The following is a 23,656-nucleotide window of genomic DNA, read 5'->3' on the forward strand; positions in this document are numbered from 1 at the left end:
ATTTTTCAGTATAGTCTAAATTGTCTGAAAAATACTGTTGACGCCCTATTTAAACGGGTTTACAATTGCTAACAATTAAGGGAAATTCTTTCGAGAAAGTTTTAAGTAAATCGATTTTTTTTACCATTATGGCTTTAATTAAAAAGGAGAGTTTAACGAATGAGTAACTGGATCTATTTAAACGGTAAATTGGTTGAGAAAGAAAAAGCTGTTGTTTCTGTTTATGATCATGGCTTTTTATATGGAGATGGTGTATTCGAGGGAATACGAGTTTACTCTGGAAATGTATTCCGTTTAAAGGAACATTTAGATCGTTTATATGATTCAGCTAAAGCAATTCTATTAAACATCCCACATACGTACGAGGAAATGGAAGAAATTGTCCTACAAACGTTAAGAAAAAATAATTTTAAGGATGCCTACATTCGTTTAGTCATTTCAAGAGGTAGTGGTGATCTTGGTTTAGATCCAAGAAAATGTAAGACACCAAACATTGTTGTCATTGCAGAGCAACTAGCTCTATTTCCACAAGAACTGTATGAAAAGGGAATTACGATGGTAACTGTTCCAACTAGACGAAATAGACCAGACATTTTAAGTCCTAAGGTTAAATCGTTAAATTATCTAAATAACATTATGGTCAAAGTAGAAGCTACAAATGCTGGGGCAGATGAAGCATTAACATTAAATACAGAAGGTTACGTTGCTGAAGGCTCTGGGCAAAATATCTTTCTTGTAAAGCGTGGAGTACTATATACACCTCCAAGTTATGTAGGCGCATTAGAGGGTGTGACTAGAAATGCGATTATTGATTTAGCTAGAGAACTAGGCTATGAGGTTAAAGAAGATCCGTTTACAAGATATGACGTGTATGTAGCAGATGAAGTATTTTTAACAGGTACAGCTGCTGAAGTAATACCGGTTGTAAGTCTAGATTCAAGAGTAATTGGAGACGGTAAGCCAGGAATTCATACTCACACTTTATTAAACGCCTTTAGAAGATTAGTAGTTGAGGATGGCGTGAAAGTATACACAGAAGACGAAGTTCAAGCAGGTTAACACAAAAACGGATAGGAAGAGGTATTAAACAATGAGAAGTAACATGATCAAGCAAGGGGTAAACAGAGCCCCGCATCGAAGCTTGCTTTACGCTACCGGGGTTAAACCAGAAGATATGGATAAACCATTTATCGGAGTATGCAATTCTTATATAGATATTATTCCAGGACATATGCACCTCAATAAGTTTGCTGAGGTCGTTAAGGACGCGATACGCGAAGCAGGTGGAATTCCTTTTGAATTCAATACCATCGGTGTCGATGATGGAATTGCAATGGGTCACATCGGGATGAGATACTCGTTGCCAAGTCGTGAGCTAATCGCTGATGCTGCTGAAACTGTCATTAATGCCCACTGGTTTGATGGAGTGTTTTATATTCCAAACTGTGACAAAATCACACCAGGGATGCTAATGGCAGCAGCTCGTACGAACGTTCCAGCAGTGTTTGTGTCAGGTGGCCCGATGGAAGCAGGAAGAACGAAGGATGGTAAACCTCTTTCACTCGTTTCTGTTTTTGAAGGTGTAGGAAGCTTCCTATCCGGAAAAATGAGTCGTGAAGAATTACTAGAAATCGAGTCAAGCGCATGCCCAACCTGTGGCTCGTGTTCAGGCATGTTTACAGCAAATTCTATGAACACCTTAATGGAAATGTTAGGTGTGGCACTACCAGGTAACGGAACGCTTGTAGCAACTTCTAATGATCGTCACCAATTAATAAAAGATGCTGCTCGCCATTTAATCGAACTAGTTAAAAAGGATATCAAACCTCGTGACATCATTACAAAAGAAGCAATTGATGATGCATTTGCTTTAGATATGGCAATGGGAGGATCGACTAATACAGTTTTACATACATTAGCGATTGCTTATGAGGCAGGTATTGATTACGACCTTGCTGAGATTAACCGAATTGCAGAAAGGGTTCCTTATTTAAGTAAGATTAGCCCAGCTTCAGATTATTCCATGCAAGACGTTCATGAAGCAGGAGGAGTAAGTGCAATCATCAAGGAGCTTTGCGGCATTGAAGGAGCCATCCACCCTGATCGTATAACCATATCCGGTCGTACAATTAGAGAAACAGTTGAATCTGCCGAAATTACAAATGATAAAGTCATTCGTCGTAAAGAAGATCCTTATAGTCCTGTTGGTGGTTTATCGATGTTATTTGGAAATATTGCACCCCACGGAGGAGTAATTAAAGTTGGTGGGGTTGATCCTTCCATTAAGCAATTTAAAGGAGAAGCTATTATCTTTGAATCTCAAGATGCGGCACAAGAGGGAATTGATAGTGGTTTAGTAAGAGAAGGACATGTGGTTGTCATTCGTTACGAAGGTCCAAAAGGTGGTCCGGGAATGCCTGAAATGCTTGCACCTACTTCTTCAATTGCAGGTCGTGGCTTATCTACTAATGTTGCTTTGATCACAGATGGTAGATTCTCTGGTGCTACAAGAGGTATTTCGATTGGTCATATTTCTCCGGAAGCAGCAGAAGGTGGTCCAATTGCATTCGTAGAAAATGGAGATCAAATTGAGATTGATTTAGAAAAACGCACCATTCATTTAGAGGTACCTGATGAGGTATTAGAAGAGCGTAAGAAGAATTGGGTACAGCCTGAGCCAAAAGTAAAATCAGGGTACTTAGCTCGTTATGCAAAGCTAGTAACATCTGCCAACACTGGTGGAGTTTTAAAAGTTTAAAGAACAGGGAGGTGGCATTATAAAGTGAAAACGGTAGAAGAAACCCATACAAGTCAATTGATTTCAGGTTCAAGGATGATTGTGGAAGCATTAAAAAAAGAGAGTGTTGAGGTTGTTTTTGGATATCCAGGTGGTGCCGTATTAAATATATATGACGCTTTATATGACGGAGGAATTCCACATATTTTACCGCGTCATGAGCAAGGTGCGATTCATGCAGCAGAAGGATATGCAAGAGTAACTGGCAAGCCTGGAGTTGTAATCGCAACATCAGGCCCAGGTGCTACGAATATTATCACAGGTCTAGCAGATGCAATGATGGATTCTCTTCCACTCGTTGTGTTTACAGGTCAAGTAGCTGAAGCAGCATTAGGAACGGATGCTTTCCAAGAAGCACCTGTTCTTGGAATCTCCATGCCGATCACAAAACACAATTATCAGGTACTAGATATCAAGGATTTACCGCGAATCATTAAAGAGGCCTTTCATATTGCCACAACTGGAAGACCTGGCCCTGTTTTAATTGATATTCCGAAAAATATAAGTGCGATAATCGGTGAATTTGATTACAAGGATGAACTAAACATACCAGGTTATAAATTTAAAAAGATTCCTAATCAAGATGAAATTGATCAGGTCATTGAAGCCATTAAGTTAGCTAAGAAACCGATTATCCTTGCGGGAGCAGGAGTTCAGTTTGCAGGGGGACACGAGGAATTATTAAAGTTTGCAGAACAAACTCATATCCCTGTAGTCAACACATTATTAGGACTTGGTACCTTCCCTAACACACATCGCTTATTCTTGGGAATGGGTGGCATGCATGGTACATATGCCGCAAATATGGGTCTGTATGAAAGTGATCTTCTCATAAATATTGGTGCTCGTTTTGATGATCGTTTAACTGGAAATCTAGAGCATTTTGCTAAGTTTGCTACAGTTGTTCATATTGATATTGACCCTGCGGAAATTGGTAAAAACATTGATACACATATTCCAGTTATTGGTGATGCAAAAGAAGCCTTAAAACTCCTCTTACAAGCAGACCTTCAGATGTCACAATCTGCTAACTGGAATAACTATTTACAAGATTTAAAGAACGAATACCCGCTCTGGTATAAAGAAGATGGTGTAACTTTTAAGCCTCAACGAGTCATCGAATTGGTACATGAATTAACAAAAGGTGAGGCAATCGTTACAACCGATGTTGGACAGCATCAAATGTGGGCTGCACAATTTTATGGATTTTCCTCTCCAAATAGATGGGTAACATCAGGTGGCCTAGGAACTATGGGCTTCGGATTACCTGCCGCAATTGGAGCGCAAATCGGGGAGCCTGATTCTACGGTTATTGCGATTGTAGGAGATGCAGGTTTTCAAATGACTCTCCAAGAAATCGCATTACTAAAGCAATATAATCTACCGGTAATTGTCGTAATTGTAAATAACCAGGCAATGGGAATGGTTAGACAATGGCAGCAGTTGTTCTACAACGCCCGCTACTCTGAATCTTTGCTTCCTAACCAGCCTGATTATATAAAACTAGCAGATGCATTCGGTGTTAAAGGTGTGTTAGTTGATAACGAAGAGAACTTTGTCACAGTATTTCAAGAAGCACAACAAAGTGGTGAAGCGATGATTATCGATTGTCGTGTAAACCGAATGGAGAATGTGTATCCAATGGTTTCACCCGGCAAAGGAATTCAAGAAATGGAAGGTGTAAAGCCTTGAAACGAACTCTCTCCATGATTGTAAATAATAACCTAGGTGTACTAAACCGGATGACAAATCTTTTTCTACGCAAAGGATTAAATATTGAAAGCCTAACGGTTGGTCCAATTGATGATCATAAAATATCTCTACTAACGGTTGTGCTAAACATTGAAGAGGAAAAAGAGGTAGAACAAATTAAACGCCAGTTAGAAAAACAAATAGATGTCATTCAAATCACCGATATTACACAAAGCTTTCTAAATTTGCCGCTTCAACATAATGTGTGATTTTAGTGTAAAAACCCAACTTTACCCTTTTATTAGAAAAAATAGTCGGAAAATTTAAAATATAAACATTCCAAAGGAGACGAATTAATATGACAGCAAATATGTATTATGATCAAGATATTTCATTAGAGGCACTTAAAGGTAAGAAAGTTGCAGTAATTGGATATGGATCTCAAGGGCATGCACATTCTCAAAACCTTAGAGATAACGGATTTGATGTAGTAGTAGGTCTTCGACAAGGTGGATCTTTCGAAAAAGCTAAAAACGATGGCTTCCAAGTGTTAAGTGTGGCTGAAGCTGCGAGGGCTGCTGATGTTATTATGATCTTACTTCCTGACGAAAGCCAACCAAAGGTATTTAAAAATGAAATAGAACCTTATTTAACTAGCGGTAAGGCATTAGCATTTGCGCATGGTTTCAACGTACATTTTAATCAAGTTGAACCGCCTGCAGATGTAGACGTGTTCTTAGTAGCACCTAAAGGCCCAGGACATTTAGTTCGTCGTGTATTTGTAGAAGGTGGCGGTGTCCCTGCATTATTTGCTGTCTATCAGGACTATACAGGTCAAACAAAAGACCTTGCATTAGCTTATGCTAAAGGTGTTGGTGGTGGGCGTGCCGCTGTCATCGAAACAACATTTGAAGAAGAAACAGAAACAGACCTATTTGGAGAGCAAGCTGTTTTATGTGGAGGTGTTTCAGCATTAGTAAAGGCTGGATTCGAAACATTAACAGAAGCTGGTTATCAACCAGAGGTTGCCTATTTTGAATGTTTACATGAATTAAAACTAATCGTTGACCTATTCTACGAGTCAGGTTTAGAGGGTATGAGATACTCGGTTTCTGATACAGCTCAATGGGGAGATTTCACTGCAGGACCACGTGTTGTGACAGACTCAACAAAAGCTGAAATGAAAAAGATCCTATCTGAAATACAAAGTGGTGAATTTGCAAAGGGTTGGATTCTTGAGAACCAAGCTAATCGTCCTGTATTTAATGCGATTAATAGAAGAGAAAGTCAGCACCCAATTGAAGTGGTTGGCCGTGAGCTTAGAGATAAAATGCCATTTGTCCAATCAAAAAAGAAAGGATTGGTAACTAGTGCGCAAAGTTGATATTTTTGATACAACATTACGCGATGGTGAACAGTCTGCAGGGGTGAATCTTCACCCCCATGAAAAATTAGAGATTGCCCGTCAGCTTGAACGATACGGAGTTGATGTGATGGAAGCAGGATTTGCTGCTTCCTCCAAGGGCGACTTCTTATCTGTTCAACAAATCGGTCAAACCATTAAAAACTGTACAGTTGTTGGTTTAGCAAGAGCAAACAAGGTTGACATTGATACTACCTGGGAAGCACTTAAGGGTGCAGCACACCCAGGTATTCATCTTTTTATCGCTACTTCACCTCTTCATATGGAATATAAACTTAAGATGACACAGCAGGAAGTTATTGAGAAAGCAGTGTGGTCGGTTCAATATGCTTCACGGTTTTTCTCTCATATTCAATGGTCCGCTGAAGATGCAACAAGAAGTGAATGGCCTTTTTTAGCAAACATTATTGAAAAAGTGATTGATGCTGGAGCAAAGGTAATCAACTTACCAGATACAGTTGGATTCATTACTCCTCAGGAATATAGTGAACTGTATACTTACATCATTAAAACGGTACCAAATATAGATAAGGTAAAGCTTTCCTGTCACTGTCATGACGATCTTGGAATGGCAGTAGCTAACAGTCTTGCAGCAATCCATAGCGGAGTTCATCAAGTTGAAGGAACAATCAACGGAATTGGTGAACGTGCGGGGAATGCTGCTCTAGAGGAGATTGCTGTAGCCTTAAAGATTAGAAAAGATACTTATCAAGTACAGACAAATATAGACCTTAAGCAAACCATTAGAACAAGTCAGCTTGTAAGTAAGCTAACTGGTATGGTAGTTCCACAAAATAAAGCTGTTGTAGGAGCTAATGCATTTGCACATGAATCAGGAATTCACCAGGATGGTGTTCTTAAAAACAAGTTAACCTATGAAATTATTGAACCTGAAATGGTAGGTTTGAATTCTAATAAAATGGTTTTAGGAAAGCACTCTGGAAGCCACGCTTTTAAGGAAAGATGCCGGGAGTTAGGTATTAACCTTAGTGAATCTGAAGAAAAGAAGCTTTTCCAATCCTTTAAAGAGCTGACTGCCAAAAAGAAAGAAGTAACCGAAGATGACATCTTTGCTCTTATGATGGATTCTAGTTTAAAGGGGATTGGCTCAGGCTACGAATTAGAACAACTTCAAGTATCTTATGGCTCTAACTTAATCCCTACCGCTACCATTCTCGTAAAAACACCTGAAGGAACAATCTTACAAGAATCAGGTACTGGATCAGGAAGTGTAGAGGCTGTTTATAATACGATTGCTCGTTTACTAGACGGTCCCGCTCAATTAGTAGATTATCGCATTCAATCCACAACAAATGGTCATGATGCACTAGCAGAGGTGTATGTGAAGCTTAACTATGATGGTTACGTAAGTAGTGGGCGCGGAATCGAGCATGATGTATTAGAAGCTTCCGCAAAGGCATACCTAGATGCTGTAAATCGAAATCTAGTTAAAACATGGTTTGGTTACCAGTCAAAAGGAGTAGAGGTTCTATGAACTTTCAAATCGCCATCTTAGAAGGAGACGGAGTCGGCCCTGAAATCGTGAAAGAGGCTGTATTGTTGCTGAACCATATTGGCGAACAGTATGGACACTCGTTCGAATTTCAGTATGGTAAGATCGGTGGGTTAGCGGTTGATGAGGAAGGAACGCCATTACCAGAACGGACAGTTGAGTTATGCAAGAAAAGTGATGCTGTTCTACTTGGTGCAGTTGGAGGTCCTAAATGGGACAATGAGACAGCGGAAAGACGACCAGAAGCAGGATTATTACAAATTCGCAAAGAGCTACAACTCTTTGCGAATATACGTCCTGTAAAGGTATTTGAAACACTAGCAGATACTTCACCTTTAAAAGAAGAAGTGATCAAGGATGTCGATTTTGTTATTGTACGCGAATTAACAGGCGGAATCTATTTTGGAACTCCACGCGAGCGTAGGATGACTGAGAATGGACTTGAAGTGATTGATACTCTTGTTTACAAAGAATCAGAGATTGAAAGAATTCTACGTGAAGCTTTTGAGTTAGCAAATCAACGAAACAAAAAACTCACATCAGTTGATAAGGCAAATGTATTAGAAAGTAGCCGTGTTTGGAGAGAATGTGCAAACACGCTTTCCAAACACTACCCTGAGGTTGAGCTTCAACATATGCTGGTAGACAATGCTGCGATGCAATTGATTAAGAATCCATCACAATTTGATGTCATCGTTACTGAAAATATGTTTGGTGATATTTTAAGTGACGAGGCCTCGGTCATTACAGGATCAATTGGTTTACTTCCATCTGCTAGTTTAGGAGTTGGTCCAAGTTTATATGAACCCATTCACGGTTCTGCTCCAGACATAGCTGGTCAAAACAGTGCAAACCCTTTGGCTACACTTTCATCGGTTGCATTAATGCTTCGCTACTCACTTGGACTTCACCAAGAGGCCCAGGACATAGAGGAAGCTATTGAGGCAGTTCTTCACTATGGTTATAGAACAAAAGATCTTGCTGGGCCTTCTGAAAAATTCTTAACAACCACTGAAATGGGCGAAAAGGTTCGGACAACTTTAACTTCGAAAAAAGTGATCATGAACTAGCAAATCTATTTAAAAGTAGGTGATTCTGTGAAACCAAAGACATTAGTTGAAAAAATTTGGGACCAACATATCGTGGTTCAAGAACCAAATAAGCCAGATTTACTTTATATCGATTTACATTTAATTCATGAGGTAACCTCTCCTCAAGCATTCGAAGGGATTCGACTTGCAAATCGCAAGGTCCGTCGACCGGACCTTACATTTGCAACCATGGATCATAACGTTCCGACGATGAATCCTTTCTACATTACGGATGAAATCGCATTAAATCAAATTGAAACGCTAAAGAAAAATTGTGAGGAGTTTGGGATAACACTAGCTGACCTTCATAGTTCAGAACAAGGAATAGTACATGTGATTGGTCCAGAACTTGGACTAACTTCTCCAGGTAAGACTATAGTATGTGGTGACAGTCACACCTCAACGCACGGAGCATTTGGAGCACTCGCTTTTGGAATAGGAACAAGCGAAGTAGAGCATGTGTTATCTACTCAATGTTTATGGCAAGCAAAGCCAAAAACATTAAGAATTGAATTAACCGGAGAACGTCCATTAGGTATAGCCTCTAAGGACATTATTTTGGGCTTGATTGCTAAGTATGGTGTTGATTTTGGCACTGGATACATCATCGAATACACAGGTGATGTAGTTCGGAATATGTCAATGGAAGAGCGTATGACTGTTTGTAATATGTCGATTGAAGCAGGCGCAAAAGCAGGTCTTATTCAGCCAGATGAAACTACCTTCACCTACTTAAAAGGAAAGAAATATTCACCTCAAGGGGAAGAGTTTGATCAAGCAGTTGAGTATTGGAAAACACTATTTTCAGATGAGGATGCTGTATTCGATCGTGTTCTTCAATTTGATGTAAGTGGGCTTGATCCACAGGTAACATGGGGAACAAACCCAGCGATGGGTGTTAGTGTTAATGGAGTCGTGCCTAATCCTGATGACTTTGATGATCCAGTTCAAAAGACAACCATTAGTAAAGCACTTGCCTATATGGGGCTTCAAGCAGGTATGAATATAAAGGATATTGATATTGATTATGTCTTTATCGGTTCCTGTACGAACTCAAGAATTGAAGATTTGCGTGAAGCTGCCAGAGTTGTTAGGGGTAGAAAGGTTTCACCACAAGTAACAGCTTTAGTTGTACCAGGATCAAAGCAAGTAAAACAAAAGGCTGAAGAAGAAGGACTAGATCAGATTTTTGTGGAGGCTGGTTTTGAGTGGCGAGAATCGGGCTGTAGCATGTGCTTAAGCATGAATCCTGACGTAGTTCCGCCTGGTAAGCGTTGTGCGTCCACATCCAATCGTAATTTTGAAGGAAGACAAGGAAGAGGTGCCCGTACCCACTTAGTGAGTCCTGCAATGGCTGCGGCTGCGGCTGTAACCGGTCATTTTATTGACGTAAACGAACTAGCTCGCCCAGGGAGTGTTGTTTCATGAAGCCATTTATAACACATACAGGATTGGTAGCCCCATTACCAGTTGCTAATGTTGATACGGATCAAATTATACCGAAGCAATTTCTTAAAAGAATAGAACGGACCGGATTTGGGCAGTTTTTATTCTATGACTGGAGATTCAATGAGGATGGAAGCCTGAATGAAACTTTCTGTTTAAATAGCAAGTGCTATCAAGGTGCTAGCATCCTGATATCTAACCATAACTTTGGCTGTGGCTCTTCAAGAGAGCACGCTCCTTGGGCCTTGTTAGATTATGGATTCCGTGCAATTATTGCACCTTCTTATGCAGATATCTTTTATAATAATTGTTTTAAAAATGGAATTTTACCTATTGTATTAAAGGAAAAAGAGGTTTATGGTTTATTGAACCTTTCAAAAGAAGGTCCGTTTGAACTAAGTATTGACCTTAAGAATCAAACAGTTACAACCTCTGATCAAGCTGTATTTTCCTTCGATACTGATCCATATCGCAAAAAGATGCTTTTAGAAGGCCTAGATGATATTGGATTAACTGAAAAATATGATACTGAAATTTCCACTTTTGAACAAAAACGAGAATTACTCTTTAAGTAAGTCAAAGGTAGAGGGGTAGGAATTCCTACTTCTCTTTTGTTCGTAAGTTAATTTTTCTGAATATATAGAAAAAGAGGAGTTTAATTATGGGGCAAATATATAATTTTTCAGCTGGTCCATCTGTTTTACCTAAACCAGTGTTAGAGAAGGTTCAAGAAGAGCTGCTTTCTTACCAAGGTCTTGGAATGTCTGTTATGGAAATGAGTCACCGTTCTCAGTATTTTGAAGAAATTATTAAGCAAGCAGAAAATTTATTAAGGCAGCTTATGAATATCCCCCAAAATTATAAAGTGCTCTTTATTCAAGGGGGAGCATCCTTACAATTTTCAATGGTGCCTATGAATCTTCTCCATCAATACCATCATGCTTATTATGTTGACTCTGGATCTTGGTCAGAAAAAGCAATAAAAGAAGCGAAAAAACATGGGGAAATTACTATTTTAGCTTCTTCTAAAGAAGAGAATTATACAAAGATTCCACCTATTAACTTACTAGATATTAAATCAAACGCAGATTACTTACATATTACAACTAATAATACAATTGAAGGAACCAGGTTTTCAACACTCCCTGAAACAGGGAATATCCCACTTGTTGCAGATATGTCTTCCAACATTTTATCTGAGGTGTATGACGTGTCAAAATTTGGACTGATTTACGCTGGAGCACAGAAGAACATCGGACCAGCTGGATTAACAGTCGTCATTGTTAGAGAGGATTTACTAGGTGCTTTTCAAAAAGAAAATCCTACCATGCTGAACTACGAGACTTACTCTAGTTCAGGATCTCTTTACAATACACCTCCAACATTCCCTATTTACGTAACAAAACTTGTATTAGAATGGCTTCAAGCATTAGGTGGTGTAACTGAAATGGAGAAGATTAATCGTGCAAAAGCAAACCTGTTGTATGCCTTTATTGAAGAATCTTCTCTGTTTGTAAGTCGGGTAGAAGTGAGCAGCCGTTCTTTAATGAATATCCCATTTACGACGTCATCTGATCAGCTAAACAGTGAATTTTTACAATTTGCTGCCTCTAAAGGACTGATCACATTGGAAGGACACCGATCCACAGGAGGCATGCGTGCGAGTATATACAATGCGATGCCTATTGAAGGAGTCGAAAAGCTTGTAGATTGCATGAAAGAATTTGAAATAGAGCATAGATAGGGGAAGATATTCATGTATAACATTCAAGTATATAATTCAATCGCTGAGCGAGGATTAGCAGTTTTAAATGATACCAATTACACAGTCGGAAGTGTCGAGAATGTGGATGCTATTCTTTTACGAAGCTATAACTTGCAAGATGAAACGATTTCCTCTTCTGTAAAAGCAATTGCAAGAGCTGGAGTCGGCGTAAATAATATACCAGTCGAAGCATTAACTGAACGAGGAGTCATTGTGTTTAACACTCCAGGTGCAAATGCAAACGCAGTAAAAGAATTAGTATTGATGAGCTTGATTGCTTCATCACGTAACTTGTTTAGGGCAGTTACATGGACAAATACATTGCAGGGTGAAGGTGAAACCGTACCACAGCAAGTTGAAGCAGGAAAAAAGGAATTTGTTGGTACGGAAATCCAAGGAAAACGGTTAGGGGTTATTGGTGTTGGAGCAATTGGAGTATTGGTTGCTAATGATGCAACCGCACTCGGAATGGAGGTTGTAGCATACGACCCGTTTATTTCAGTCAACACTGCTTGGCAGTTATCCCGAGATGTACAGCGTGCACATAGCCCCGAGGAAATCTTTCAAACATGTGATTATATAACGATGCATGTTCCTTTAACAGAGCAAACAAAAGAAATGCTTAATACTAAGGCATTTCAGCAAATGAAGCCAGGAATGAAGGTGTTAAACTTTTCACGTGGTGAACTCGTTCACGAGAGGGATTTAAAACAAGCCATTGAGGAGAATATTGTTTCCAGCTATATTACAGATTTTCCAAATGATGACCTCCTTGGGATGAAAAATGTGGTGGCTATTCCGCATTTAGGTGCATCCACGCATGAATCGGAAGTAAACTGTGCGATTATGGCTGCTAATCAATTAAAGCAATTTTTAGAAACAGGAAACATACAAAACTCTGTTAATTTCCCTAATGTATATATGCCTGTTACGGGAAGAAAGAGATTGACGGTTGTTCATCAGAATATCCCAAACATGGTGGGACAGATTACATCACTACTAGCAAATCATTCTATCAATATTGCTGACATGATGAACCGGAGTAAAGGCCAATGGGCATATACCCTAATTGATCTCGATCAAGATGTTGATCATAAAGAAAAACTGATCAAACAGGTTATGGAGATTTCTGGGGTTCGACATGTACGAATCATATAAGCCATCTAACACCACTTTAGTAATCGTAAGCTTGAAGTACAGGAGGGCTAAGAGTTGATAAAAGCAGTGTTTTTCGATCTAGATGATACATTACTTTATGATCAAAAGAGTGTAAAGGTAGCATTTAATGCTACATGCAGACTTGCTCAAGGAAGATTCGGGATTGATCCCGAAGCTTTAGAAACAGCTGTTAGACAAGAAGCAACTAACCTATATTCATCTTATGAAACGTATGAATTTACAAAGATGATTGGTATTAACCCATTTGAAGGGCTATGGGGAGACTTTTTAGATGAGGATGACAACTTTCAGAAAATGAAAGAAATCGTACCTATATATCGAAAAGAAGCTTGGACTAGAGGGTTATTACGATTAGGCATAGATGACGAAAACTTTGGTTATGAATTAGCAGAACGTTTTCCAAAAGAAAGAAGAAAAAGCCCTTTTGTTTATGAAGAGTCCTTTCAAGTGCTAAACAAGTTAAAAGAAGAAGGATATCAACTGCTTCTTTTGACGAATGGCTCTCCAGATTTGCAGAACACAAAATTATCAATCACATCAAAACTAATACCCTATTTTGATCATATTATTATTTCGGGAGCTTTTGGAAGAGGCAAACCAGATCCCACTATATTTGAACATGCTTTACAAAAAATGAAACTAGATAAAGAGATGGCCATTATGGTAGGAGATAATTTATTGACAGATATTCTGGGTGCATCTCGCATTGGAATGAAATCAGTTTGGATTAATCGTGAAAACAAAGTAAAAACAGACATTTTTCCAGATTATGAAATTAAGCATCTTGAAGAACTTTTCCCAATCTTAAAATCTTTAAATAATTAGTTGTTCTATAAATATTTTTAAGTACATGAGACCATCTTTGGCCTTATGTACTTATTTTTATTTTGGCCTACTTCAAGATGGTGATTAATTACTGGAAGCTTCTACTATGGTCGACTCAATGATTAACAAAAATAATTGTTTCTACTATTTGGTATTGCTAGAATAAAGATACTCCATAACAATAAAATCGAGGAGGAGCATATGAAAAAACTAAATCAAGAAATTATTGATGCGTATGAACTATTACTGGATATCGATTCCGTTAAAAAGGGCCTAGAATATATAGAGCGCACGCAAGAAGATACACTAGAAGAACAAATTCGTTTAACGGAAATTCCAGCTCCTACCTTTCATGAAGAAGTACGTGGTGAGTATTTTCAGAATAAATTTTTAGAACTAGGCTTGCAGGATGTAAAAAGGGACCGAGTCGGTAATATAATCGGTTTGCGACCAGGTAAGAGTGATGGACCTACTTTAGTCGTTTCTGCTCATTTGGATACCGTATTCCCGGAAGGCACCGAGATTAAAGTGAGCAAGAAGAATGGCAAAGTGTATGCGCCAGGCATTTCCGATGATGGAAGAGGATTAGCGGCACTTTTAACTCTTATAAACACGATGCAAAAACTAGAATTCGAGACGATAGGAGATCTTTTATTTGTTGCAACAGTTGGGGAAGAGGGCTTAGGAGATTTGAGAGGCGTTAAGGGTTTATTTGAAGATAGAGAAGACCTAGACGGCTTTATTTCAATTGAACCGGGCTCACCGTCAAGAATTATCTATTTAGCAACAGGGAGTCGACGTTATCGAGTGACTTACAAAGGTACAGGTGGTCATAGCTTCGGTGATTTCGGTACACCAAGTGCAATTCATGCACTAGGAAGAGCGGTTTCGTTAATTTCAGATTTACAAGTACCAGCTGAACCAAAAACTACTTTTAATATTGGAAAAATATCAGGGGGAACTTCTGTTAACACCATTGCCCAAGAATCTACGATGATCATTGATATTCGCTCAACAGAACCTGATTCATTGCTTAAAATCGAAAGTAAAATACTTGAGGCACTTAACGAAGCGGTATATGCAGAGAATAATCGTTGGGGGAAGGAAGTTATTGAGATAGATATTGAGTTAGTGGGAGACCGTCCCGCAGGTTCTCAACCTGATGACTCCACAATTGTTCAGGTTTCATTGGCATCAACAAAGGCTATTGGACAACCACCGGAATTATTGGGCCCGATAAGTACAGACTCAAATGTGCCGATAAGCTTAGGTATCCCTGCTGTCACCTTAGGAGGAGGAGGAGAGTATGGAGGTGTTCATACTCTTGAGGAATGGTTTGATCCAACTAATGCACATTTAGGGGTACAGCAAATATTGTTGACGATCCTCGGTCTTGTTGGAGTAAATCATGTAACTAGACCATTGTTAGATAAGATTAGTAGAACATAATATTATTATGTTAATTAATAGTGGTGGTAGATATTATTAAGGAGAAGATAAAGAGAGTAGACAAAAAAAAGAAAGCACAATTTCTCTAACAAAATTGACCTTTTAACAGTAAAACGCCCTCAAACTGAGGGCGTTTTACTGTTAAAGATTTTTTTACTCAATACTCTCTGGAAGACTTTCTTCCATAATCTCAACTGTTAATTTTTTTACTCTTCGATTATCTACTTCATCAACAACAACCTTTAAATTCTCATATAAAAAGTATTCTCCGTTTGAAGGAATGGACTCAAAACTCTCTAACACCCAACCACCAAGCGTATGATAGGATGTTTCGGGTTCTTCGACATCTAAAAGCTCTGAAAATTTCTCTAATTGATATTGTCCATCAAACTTATATACTCGTTCATTCTTTTTAGTCATTAAGTTTGTTTTTTCATCTTGTTCGTCCCAAATCTCACCAACAATCTCCTCGAGAATATCCTCTAATGTTAGTAATCCTGAGGTACCACCATATTCATCTAACACAATTGCCATATGTACTTTGTTTTTTTGCAATTTCGGTAGAAGGGTTGAAATACGCATAGATTCCACAACAAATAGGGGATCACGTAATAATTCTCTAACATCTACCTTATTGTACATTAATAAATGCGCAAAGAATTCCTTCTCAGACAGTATACCGATCACCTTATCTATACTCTCTTCATAAACTGGAACTCTTGAAAAACGCTCTTCAAAAAATATTTTCTTTATATCATCTATTGGTTGATTTATATCGATTGCTACCATATCAGTTCGTGGAGTTAAAATTTCTCTCGCAAGGATATCATTAAAGTCCATTGTTCGATGTATGAGTTCTCGTTCCTCTTTATCAATTACTCCTTCTTCTTCACTCATACTAATCATTGCTTTTAATTCTTCTTCCGTTACAGAAGGCAAGTCATCTTCTTTCTTAAAGAACTTTGATACGAAGATTTTCAGCTTAATAAAGAAGAAATTAATAGGAGCAAGTACTTTAATTAATATAAATAATATACCAGAAATCAGAAGGGTATAAGATTCGGCACGCTCTTTAGCTAACGACTTAGGAAGAATCTCACCAAAAATTAGGACTAAAATCGTCATTGTTACTGTACTTATAATCAGTCCAGTATTTCCTCCGAAAATATCATCAGCTAATTTTGCTGATATACTCGCTGCTGCGATATTCACAATATTATTTCCAATCAAAATGGTAGATAAAGCTTTATCAAAATTTTCAGTAATATAATAAGCCTTTTTACTACCTGGTTTTCCTTCATCAACGAAGTTTTTTAATCTAATCTTATTTACACTTGAGTAAGCTGTTTCCGCAGAAGAAAAGAAAGCAGATAACAAAATTAAGGTAAATAGTAAGATTAATGAAAACAGTGGTATTTCGTCCAAAAACATTCACACCCTCAAATAATTTTTATCTATACATTATAATACCCTGAAAAGTAACAAAAATGAGTAAACTATACAGTTTTGATGTCTTTCAGAGTAATCCTTTACATATTATACCTCATATTAATTTAATAGTGGGAAAAATTGTCTTACTTTATTAGCATAAGGTATAATGTATAGCTATAAATACAGAAATCTATACTAGTTAATTTATATGCATAAAATAAATGAAAGAGACCCAGGTTCGGGTCTCTTTTTTGATCAACTCTACATACCTTGTTGATCTTTGAGGTGTTGTTCTGCCATGGCCACAAGGCGCTTTGTCATTTCGCCTCCGACAGAACCGTTTGCTCGCGCGGTTGTATCAGCACCAAGTTGAACTCCAAACTCATTGGCTATTTCTTGCTTCATTTGATCAAGAACATTTCCTGCACCAGGAACCAGAAGTTTGTTTCTTGCCATGATACATCACTCCCGACGAAGTTTTGAACCCAAAAGTGGTTCTCGATTAGCTTAACCGATTAGCAGGAAATTATCAGTTATTTCTTGGGAAACCGCAGGATTAGACGAAATTATCATTAAATCTACTGCGTTTGTCTGTATATGTTGAAAACGCTGTAGAATTATGATATATACTGTAAAATCCCGCCAATCTGATGTACTTTCCTTAAGGGGTAAATGTTAAACTTTGATTACCACCATAGGAAGAAAGGAGTTTGATCCATGATGATGTCTGTCATTATATTATTTCTATTAACGGGTTTAGCAGAGATAGGTGGAGGTTATTTAATTTGGTTATGGTTAAGAGAAGGAAAGCCTTCATGGTATGGTCTAATTGGTGGTATTTCTCTTGTCATCTATGGAATCCTCCCAACATTACAAGCATTTCCTTCTTTCGGAAGGGTATATGCTGCATACGGGGGAGTGTTCGTCGTTCTCGCCATTTTATGGGGTTGGTGGATAGATAAAAAGACACCCGACTTATATGATTGGTTAGGTGCTTCAGTATGTCTGATTGGTGTGTCTATCATATTATGGGCTCCCCGTCATTAATTTACCATATAAGAACCTATCAAAAGAAGCCTAACTTTTGATATACTCGTATAGCAATTAATTTTTGAAATAGGTGATTGATATGCATCAAAGATTTTCCCCTCAACCGACTGGATTAACAAATACAACGATACCTTATGCTAGTCTAGCTGATACATGTAATAGTGAGACACTAGTCACTCACGAAGAACATGATCATTATTATTTCCGAGCATTAGAGAGAAATGGAATTTATTTAAATCAACCACAAATAGAAGCTGTGAGACATAAAGACGGCCCACTTTTAACACTAGCTGGTGCCGGGTCTGGAAAAACCTCAGTTTTAGTTTCTCGAACGGGTTATTTGATACAAGTTCACCAAGTACAACCTCGTCATATCCTACTCGTTACATTCTCAAAAAAAGCTGCTGATGAAATGAAAGATCGAATAGGCCAATTACCGGGAATGAACCTTTCAGTAACGAGTTCGATACAAGCCAGTACTTTTCATTCATTTTTTCTAACCATCCTAAGAAGTAGAGGGTATTCCGAAGACATTATAAGCAGTGACCGCTATAGACAAATGATCATGAAACAGTTAATGAGAGAGCTAGGAGTACATGATTCCTACCAACCTGAAACACTTTTGGCACTTTTCTCATCTTATAAGGTGAATTTAATAAGTGATCTCCCTTCAAAAACAGAGGAAGAGAAAGAAATAAAAACACTTTTCTTGAAGTATGAGGATTGGAAGACACGACAAGGCAAAATGGACTTTGATGATATCCTAGTAAAATCTTATCATTTACTACAAGAAACCCCCGCTCTAGTTAATGCCTTACAGGAGCGGTTTCAATATATTATGGTGGACGAGTTTCAAGATACCAATCTCATTCAATATGAATTGATAAAGCTAATTACAAATTCAAGTAAAAATCTCTTTGTTGTGGGTGATGATGATCAAACGATTTACTCCTTCAATGGAGCACGAAATGAGTTCATTTTACAATTCGATCAGGAGTTTTCTAACGCCAAAACAATTACTTTAGACATAAATTATCGTTCATCAGATTCCATAGTCGGCCTAGGAAATGAAGTGATAAAGCATAATCAGCATAGAAAGATAAAGACATTAAAGGCTACGAAACCTAGTAGGTTTCAACCCATGTATAGTCGCCCTAATACAACTGACGATGAAGCGAAGTGGATTGTTGAGGATGTGAAACAAAAGATAGAGAGTGGTAGTCATCAGTATAATAATTTTGCAATATTGCACCGAACTGCTAGTAATAATAGAGCTATATTTGAACAATTAATGATAGAGAAGATACCCTTTATTTTATATTCAGGAACAGATAAGCTTTTTTATGATCATTGGACCGTTAAACCTTTAATTGATTATTTGAAGCTTTCCCTCGATCCTAGGCATTTTGATGCAATGGATGGAATTGTCTCAACACTATATATACAACGAGAAAAAGCAATGGATTTTATATGGAATAAAGAACAAAATGGCGCTAAAAAGTATCCGTTGATTCACCTAGTTGATTACCCTGGTCTCCGAAGCTTTCAAATTGAAAAAGTAAAAGAGAGAGTTCGCTTGCTGAAGGAATGCAAAGATCTCGAACCAGTTGCTGCCATAAAAAAATTACGACAATCGTTTTACGATAAATATTTAGAAACCGAAGGTAAGCAGCAAGCAACTGTCCAAAAGGAAGATATCAAGGAAATGCTAGATGAACTAGAAGCGTCAGCAAAGCGCTTTATCACCATATCTGATTTCATTCATTTTATTGAAGAAATTGTAGAGCAACATCAGAATATGAAAAAGGGTAGCTTCACCAATCAGCAGACCGTGTCATTAATGACCATTCATAAAGCAAAAGGTTTAGAGTTTAGGTCTGTCTATTTAATAGGAGCCTCAGAAGGAATTATTCCTCATATAACTGCTCTAGAAGCAGGAAAATTACAAGAGGCAGGACCAAAAGAAGCTGCTCGTATTAAGATTGAACGAGCAATTGAAGAAGAGAGACGATTAGCTTATGTAGGTGTTACAAGAGCAAAAGAAGAGCTCACCATACTTTCTCCAGCATACTATCGAGGAAAAAAAGTAGAAGTATCTAGGTTTTTCCTAGAAGCCTTTCAAAAAGAAAAAGTTGTTCCAAAAAGGGCTTCATCGGAAACTGTACTGGCCTGGTTATGCTCCAAAGAAGGCTGTATTGCCTGGCAAAGGATTACGAATTATGAAGAAGCTGAGACTGAAATAACTAAAGAATGTCCTATGTGTAAATCACCTATGAAAAAGGGACCAAAAGAAATTTAAAGTTTGAAGTGACCGTTGTAAAGGTCACTTCATTTTCTCTTTAGTTGCCGCCTCGTAACTCGTTGTGTTTAGGCTCACCAAGATCATTACCGAAATCTTTATCTTGATTGATTGCATGACTAGCCTTTTTCATTTTTTTTGTTTGATTTTTATGACTATCTCTTTTGGCCATCGTTTTCTTTCCCTCTTTTCTAGCTATTTTTTTACATAGTTAGTTTGTACAGATTGAACGATAATCATTACGTTCTTCTTAAGAGTTGAAGACTATGCTTTAAAAGGCTATGCTTAATATAGTTTAAATGGGAAAGGACTGCTTCTATGAGTAAACAATTAGTATTAGCCGAAAAACCCTCTGTGGGTCGAGACCTAGCAAGAGTGTTAGGCTGTCATAGGAAGGGAAATGGCTTTTTTGAAGGTTCACAATATATCGTAACCTGGGCATTAGGACATCTAGTAACACTAGCAGACCCGGAGACCTACGATGAGAAATATAAGACATGGAAACTTGAGGATCTTCCTATGTTACCAACGTCATTAAAATTATCAGTAATTAAACAAACTGGTAAACAATTTCAGACTGTAAAATCACAAATAGCACGAAATGATGTAAAAGAAATTATTATTGCCACTGATGCGGGACGTGAAGGAGAGCTTGTAGCAAGATGGATTATTGAAAAAGCTCGGATTCAGAAACCGATTAAACGCCTTTGGATTTCTTCCGTAACTGACCGTGCGATTAAAGAGGGTTTCTCAAAGCTACGAAACGGTAGAGAATACGAAAACCTTTATGCTTCTGCAGTAGCTCGTTCTGAAGCAGATTGGTATGTAGGATTAAATGCTACAAGAGCATTAACTACTAAGTATAATGCACAGCTTTCATGTGGTCGCGTACAGACACCAACACTTGCGATGATTGCAAAACGAGAAGATGAAATTAAGGATTTTCGCCCAAAAACGTACTACGGTATTAAGGCTCAGACAGAAAAATTAACGTTAACGTGGCAGGATCCAAAAACAAAGGATCAGAAAAGTTTTGATAAGGACAGAATTCAAACTATATTAACTTCTTTAAACAAGCAGAAAGCAGAGCTGGTTGATATAAATAAGGTTTCTAAAAAGTCATTTTCGCCACAGTTATATGATTTAACTGAGCTTCAGCGTGATGGTCATAAGCTATTTGGATTCTCTGCCAAAGAAACTCTATCCATTATGCAAAAGCTGTATGAACAACACAAGCTTGTAACCTATCCAAGAACTGACTCTCGATATCTTTCTACAGATATGGTTGATACCTTAAAGGATCGTATAGAAGCAGTCATGATTCCTGGTTATGTCCCACTGGCTCGAAAAGCATTAACAACGATGAGGGTTAGCAAAGCTTTTGTTGATAACAGTAAAGTTTCTGATCACCATGCCATTATTCCTACTGAGCAGCGCGCAGACTTAAGGGCTTTGAGCGATAAGGAGCGAAAAATATATGATTTAATTGTTAAGCGCTTTTTAGCCGTTATGTTTCCACCTTATGAATATGAACAAACGACGGTTACAGCTAGAATTGGATCAGAAACGTTTGTTGCTCGTGGTAAAACGGTATTATCTGCAGGTTGGAAAGAAGTTTATGGAACCATATCCGATGATGAAGAGGATGAGCGATCTGAGCAGTTACTGCCACCTGTAAACAAAGGGGATGTATTACATGTTCTAAACCTCTCTCAGACAACAGGAGAAACCAAGCCGCCAAGCAGGTTTAACGAAGGTACGCTTTTATCAGCCATGGAAAACCCAACAAAGTTTATGGCAGGGGAAAGCAAAGAACTCATCCAAACAATTGGTAAAACAGGGGGCCTTGGGACAGTAGCAACAAGAGCAGATATTATTGAAAAACTGTTTAACAGTTTTCTACTTGAACAAAAAGGGAAAGAAATTTTTATCACCAACAAGGGGAAACAACTTTTAGAACTAGTACCTGAGGATTTAAAATCACCGGCATTAACAGCAGAGTGGGAACTTAAGCTAGAACTTATTGCCAAAGGCAACTTAAAGAAAGAAAAATTCATTACTGAAATAAAAGATTATGCAAAAACAGCTGTTCATGAAATTAAAAATAGTGAAGCCCGTTTTAAACATGATAATATGACTGGGACAAAATGTCCTGATTGCGGTAAACTCATGCTTGAGGTTAGTGGAAAGAAAGGGAAAATGCTCGTTTGTCAGGACCGAGAATGTGGACACCGTAAAAACATATCAAAAGTTACGAATGCCCGTTGTCCTAATTGTCATAAAAAACTTGAACTCCGCGGACAGGGTGATGGACAGATCTTTTTCTGTAAATGTGGACATCGTGAAAAACTATCTACCTTCCAGGAAAGAAGAAAGAGTAATCAAAATAGCAAAGTCTCCAAGCATGAAGTAAACAAATACCTTAAAAAGCAGGATGATGCACCTGTAAATACTGCTTTAGCAGATGCATTGGCGAAATTAAACTTAAAAAAGTAGGTCTTTCAAACCCATAATAATAAACAAACAAGCATCGATTCTTACTGATGCTTGTTTTGTTTTTGAAGATTTCCCATGATTCTTTGTCTATTTTCGAAAGCTTGGACATAAGATGTACAAGTTGTACTGATAAAGAGCTTGGAGTGATCTCATTTGAGTATAAGTATTTTAGTAAGTTACGTCTTATTAGGTATTACATTAGCAGCTCCAATTGGTCCCGTTAATTCTGTTCGCCTTGATAAAGGATTAAAAAATGGTTTTTTGCACGCATGGGTTGTTGGAGTAGGGTCGATGATTGCCGATGGTATATTTATGGCATTGGTTTATTTCGGAGTTGTTCATTTCCTAGAGTCTCCACCCATTCAGGTATTTCTATGGTTATTTGGAGGATTCGTTCTGATCTACTCAGGTGTAGAAAATATTTTGAGTGCCAATAAAATAAATCTTCATCACATAAGAAGTAAAGATTCATTATTAAAATGCTTTTTAACAGGATTTATCATGTCTATTTCTAGTCCGTTATCCATCCTTTTCTGGCTCGGTATTTATGGCTCGGTACTGGCAAAAACAGCTGTAACCTATGGAACACAAGAGCTATTAATTTATAGCTCAATGATTTTCCTAGGCTTAGCTGTTTGGGACCTTTTTGTTGCAAGTTTAACTTCAGGCTTTAGGAAATTCCTGACGTTGAAGAGTATCATTATCATCTCCATAGTATCTGGGGTGTCGTTAATCGGCTTTGGAATCTATTTTGGGTTCCAAGGGATTCATGCATTGTTCGGTTGGTAAGTTAACTCAATTGGCCCGTTCTGATAAGATATCCTCAATGATCTCAATATGAACCTTTGCCCACGCTCGCTCATGGAAATGTAAGTAGATACCGAGTAATAAGAGGGATACATATATAAGGACAAAGGGAACCCATAAATTAAAGTTACCAAAAAGCAAATTAAGCAACGGTTTAGAAAAAATAAATAACAACCAAGGTACAGTTGTTACTAGTAATGGAATAGATCCAGAAGCTTGTTGCTCCTTCATCATCTGATATTTAATTTTATGAAGCAAGGAGCGGTCGAGCGTTTGATAAAATTTAATAATAGAAGTGAGTTCATTAATTTCCTTTATTTGCGTTTGCTGCTCTTGTTGAGAACTTTTTATCTTCAAAAAAAACTTATGTGCATCACCACGAAAAGTAAACAT

General features: G+C 37.9%; 21 protein-coding genes. 17 read left to right on the forward strand and 4 right to left on the reverse strand.

Annotated features, from left to right (window positions below; genetic code table 11):
• Nucleotides 1–159: 159 nt before the first annotated feature.
• The 13 genes from ilvE (at nt 160) to G4D63_RS12555 (ending at nt 15,180) form a co-directional block, all read left to right on the forward strand.
• On the forward strand, nt 160–1,059 hold the full coding sequence (gene ilvE / locus G4D63_RS12495) for a branched-chain-amino-acid transaminase (RefSeq protein ID WP_163179998.1): 900 nt from the start codon (nt 160–162) through the stop codon (nt 1,057–1,059).
• A 31-nt stretch (nt 1,060–1,090) separates the two neighbouring features.
• Nucleotides 1,091–2,758 carry a dihydroxy-acid dehydratase gene (ilvD, locus tag G4D63_RS12500; RefSeq protein ID WP_163179999.1) on the forward strand — a complete coding sequence of 556 codons (1,668 nt, stop codon included), beginning with the start codon at nt 1,091–1,093 and terminating at the stop codon, nt 2,756–2,758.
• A 75-nt stretch (nt 2,759–2,833) separates the two neighbouring features.
• Nucleotides 2,834–4,489, forward strand: a complete 1,656-nt coding sequence (gene ilvB / locus G4D63_RS12505) for a biosynthetic-type acetolactate synthase large subunit (protein ID WP_163180279.1) — start codon at nt 2,834–2,836, stop codon at nt 4,487–4,489.
• A complete protein-coding gene (ilvN, locus tag G4D63_RS12510; RefSeq protein ID WP_163180000.1) occupies nt 4,486–4,758 on the forward strand; it encodes an acetolactate synthase small subunit in 273 nt (90 codons plus the stop codon). The genes ilvB and ilvN overlap by 4 nt, the downstream gene beginning before the upstream one ends.
• Nucleotides 4,759–4,859: 101 nt before the next feature.
• Nucleotides 4,860–5,873 carry a ketol-acid reductoisomerase gene (gene ilvC, locus G4D63_RS12515; RefSeq protein ID WP_420837821.1) on the forward strand — a complete coding sequence of 338 codons (1,014 nt, stop codon included), beginning with the start codon at nt 4,860–4,862 and terminating at the stop codon, nt 5,871–5,873.
• On the forward strand, nt 5,860–7,407 hold the full coding sequence (locus G4D63_RS12520) for a 2-isopropylmalate synthase (RefSeq protein WP_163180002.1): 1,548 nt from the start codon (nt 5,860–5,862) through the stop codon (nt 7,405–7,407). Before ilvC ends, G4D63_RS12520 begins: the two co-directional genes overlap by 14 nt.
• On the forward strand, nt 7,404–8,495 hold the full coding sequence (gene leuB / locus G4D63_RS12525; RefSeq protein ID WP_163180003.1) for a 3-isopropylmalate dehydrogenase: 1,092 nt from the start codon (nt 7,404–7,406) through the stop codon (nt 8,493–8,495). The genes G4D63_RS12520 and leuB overlap by 4 nt, the downstream gene beginning before the upstream one ends.
• Nucleotides 8,496–8,522: 27 nt before the next feature.
• Complete coding sequence (gene leuC / locus G4D63_RS12530; protein ID WP_163180004.1) at nt 8,523–9,944, forward strand: 3-isopropylmalate dehydratase large subunit; 1,422 nt, start codon at nt 8,523–8,525, stop codon at nt 9,942–9,944.
• Entirely contained in the window at nt 9,941–10,537 is a 597-nt protein-coding gene (gene leuD, locus G4D63_RS12535; protein ID WP_163180005.1) for a 3-isopropylmalate dehydratase small subunit, read from the forward strand. Before leuC ends, leuD begins: the two co-directional genes overlap by 4 nt.
• A gap of 86 nt (nt 10,538–10,623) precedes the next feature.
• A complete protein-coding gene (serC, locus tag G4D63_RS12540) occupies nt 10,624–11,706 on the forward strand; it encodes a 3-phosphoserine/phosphohydroxythreonine transaminase (RefSeq protein WP_163180006.1) in 1,083 nt (360 codons plus the stop codon).
• A 12-nt stretch (nt 11,707–11,718) separates the two neighbouring features.
• Entirely contained in the window at nt 11,719–12,885 is a 1,167-nt protein-coding gene (locus G4D63_RS12545; protein ID WP_163180007.1) for a phosphoglycerate dehydrogenase, read from the forward strand.
• A gap of 54 nt (nt 12,886–12,939) precedes the next feature.
• Nucleotides 12,940–13,731 (forward strand): HAD family hydrolase, encoded by a 792-nt coding sequence (locus G4D63_RS12550; RefSeq protein WP_163180008.1) that lies wholly within the window; start codon nt 12,940–12,942, stop codon nt 13,729–13,731.
• A 201-nt stretch (nt 13,732–13,932) separates the two neighbouring features.
• Nucleotides 13,933–15,180 (forward strand): M20/M25/M40 family metallo-hydrolase, encoded by a 1,248-nt coding sequence (locus G4D63_RS12555; protein WP_163180009.1) that lies wholly within the window; start codon nt 13,933–13,935, stop codon nt 15,178–15,180.
• Nucleotides 15,181–15,333: 153 nt separating this feature from the next.
• On the opposite strand, the gene G4D63_RS12560 is transcribed toward G4D63_RS12555, so the two are convergent.
• Nucleotides 15,334–16,605 (reverse strand): hemolysin family protein, encoded by a 1,272-nt coding sequence (locus G4D63_RS12560; protein ID WP_163180010.1) that lies wholly within the window; start codon nt 16,603–16,605, stop codon nt 15,334–15,336.
• Between the two features lie 267 nt (nt 16,606–16,872).
• A complete protein-coding gene (locus G4D63_RS12565) occupies nt 16,873–17,067 on the reverse strand; it encodes an alpha/beta-type small acid-soluble spore protein (RefSeq protein ID WP_163180011.1) in 195 nt (64 codons plus the stop codon).
• Between the two features lie 264 nt (nt 17,068–17,331).
• Here G4D63_RS12565 and G4D63_RS12570 point away from each other — a divergent pair, with 264 nt between their 5' ends.
• A complete protein-coding gene (locus tag G4D63_RS12570) occupies nt 17,332–17,658 on the forward strand; it encodes a YnfA family protein (protein ID WP_163180280.1) in 327 nt (108 codons plus the stop codon).
• Between the two features lie 82 nt (nt 17,659–17,740).
• Nucleotides 17,741–19,960, forward strand: a complete 2,220-nt coding sequence (locus G4D63_RS12575; RefSeq protein ID WP_163180012.1) for a UvrD-helicase domain-containing protein — start codon at nt 17,741–17,743, stop codon at nt 19,958–19,960.
• A 40-nt stretch (nt 19,961–20,000) separates the two neighbouring features.
• On the opposite strand, the gene G4D63_RS22095 is transcribed toward G4D63_RS12575, so the two are convergent.
• Entirely contained in the window at nt 20,001–20,132 is a 132-nt protein-coding gene (locus tag G4D63_RS22095; protein WP_275580303.1) for a hypothetical protein, read from the reverse strand.
• A gap of 146 nt (nt 20,133–20,278) precedes the next feature.
• On the opposite strand from G4D63_RS22095, the gene G4D63_RS12580 reads away from it, so the two are divergent.
• Nucleotides 20,279–22,456: a DNA topoisomerase III gene (locus G4D63_RS12580; protein WP_163180013.1), complete on the forward strand. Its 2,178-nt coding sequence runs from the start codon at nt 20,279–20,281 to the stop codon at nt 22,454–22,456.
• Between the two features lie 153 nt (nt 22,457–22,609).
• On the forward strand, nt 22,610–23,245 hold the full coding sequence (locus tag G4D63_RS12585) for a LysE family transporter (RefSeq protein WP_163180014.1): 636 nt from the start codon (nt 22,610–22,612) through the stop codon (nt 23,243–23,245).
• Nucleotides 23,246–23,251: 6 nt separating this feature from the next.
• On the opposite strand, the gene G4D63_RS12590 is transcribed toward G4D63_RS12585, so the two are convergent.
• Nucleotides 23,252–23,656 carry a hypothetical protein gene (locus G4D63_RS12590; RefSeq protein WP_163180015.1) on the reverse strand — a complete coding sequence of 135 codons (405 nt, stop codon included), beginning with the start codon at nt 23,654–23,656 and terminating at the stop codon, nt 23,252–23,254.

Source organism: Bacillus mesophilus, from assembly GCF_011008845.1.
Classification (GTDB): Bacteria; Bacillota; Bacilli; order Bacillales; family SA4; genus Bacillus_BS; species Bacillus_BS mesophilus.

Bases quoted from the DNA above. Each gene is read 5' to 3' on its own strand.
- ilvC (WP_420837821.1), top strand. From the start codon at position 4,860: ATGTATTATGATCAAGATATTTCATTAGAGGCACTTAAAGGTAAGAAA.
- G4D63_RS12590 (WP_163180015.1), bottom strand. From the start codon at position 23,656: ATGTTTACTTTTCGTGGTGATGCACATAAGTTTTTTTTGAAGATAAAA.
- ilvE (WP_163179998.1), top strand. From the start codon at position 160: ATGAGTAACTGGATCTATTTAAACGGTAAATTGGTTGAGAAAGAAAAA.
- ilvD (WP_163179999.1), top strand. From the start codon at position 1,091: ATGAGAAGTAACATGATCAAGCAAGGGGTAAACAGAGCCCCGCATCGA.
- G4D63_RS12545 (WP_163180007.1), top strand. From the start codon at position 11,719: ATGTATAACATTCAAGTATATAATTCAATCGCTGAGCGAGGATTAGCA.
- G4D63_RS12575 (WP_163180012.1), top strand. From the start codon at position 17,741: ATGCATCAAAGATTTTCCCCTCAACCGACTGGATTAACAAATACAACG.
- serC (WP_163180006.1), top strand. From the start codon at position 10,624: ATGGGGCAAATATATAATTTTTCAGCTGGTCCATCTGTTTTACCTAAA.
- ilvB (WP_163180279.1), top strand. From the start codon at position 2,834: ATGATTGTGGAAGCATTAAAAAAAGAGAGTGTTGAGGTTGTTTTTGGA.
- G4D63_RS22095 (WP_275580303.1), bottom strand. From the start codon at position 20,132: ATGGCCAAAAGAGATAGTCATAAAAATCAAACAAAAAAAATGAAAAAG.
- G4D63_RS12565 (WP_163180011.1), bottom strand. From the start codon at position 17,067: ATGGCAAGAAACAAACTTCTGGTTCCTGGTGCAGGAAATGTTCTTGAT.
- leuD (WP_163180005.1), top strand. From the start codon at position 9,941: ATGAAGCCATTTATAACACATACAGGATTGGTAGCCCCATTACCAGTT.
- G4D63_RS12580 (WP_163180013.1), top strand. From the start codon at position 20,279: ATGAGTAAACAATTAGTATTAGCCGAAAAACCCTCTGTGGGTCGAGAC.
- leuB (WP_163180003.1), top strand. From the start codon at position 7,404: ATGAACTTTCAAATCGCCATCTTAGAAGGAGACGGAGTCGGCCCTGAA.
- G4D63_RS12570 (WP_163180280.1), top strand. From the start codon at position 17,332: ATGATGTCTGTCATTATATTATTTCTATTAACGGGTTTAGCAGAGATA.
- G4D63_RS12555 (WP_163180009.1), top strand. From the start codon at position 13,933: ATGAAAAAACTAAATCAAGAAATTATTGATGCGTATGAACTATTACTG.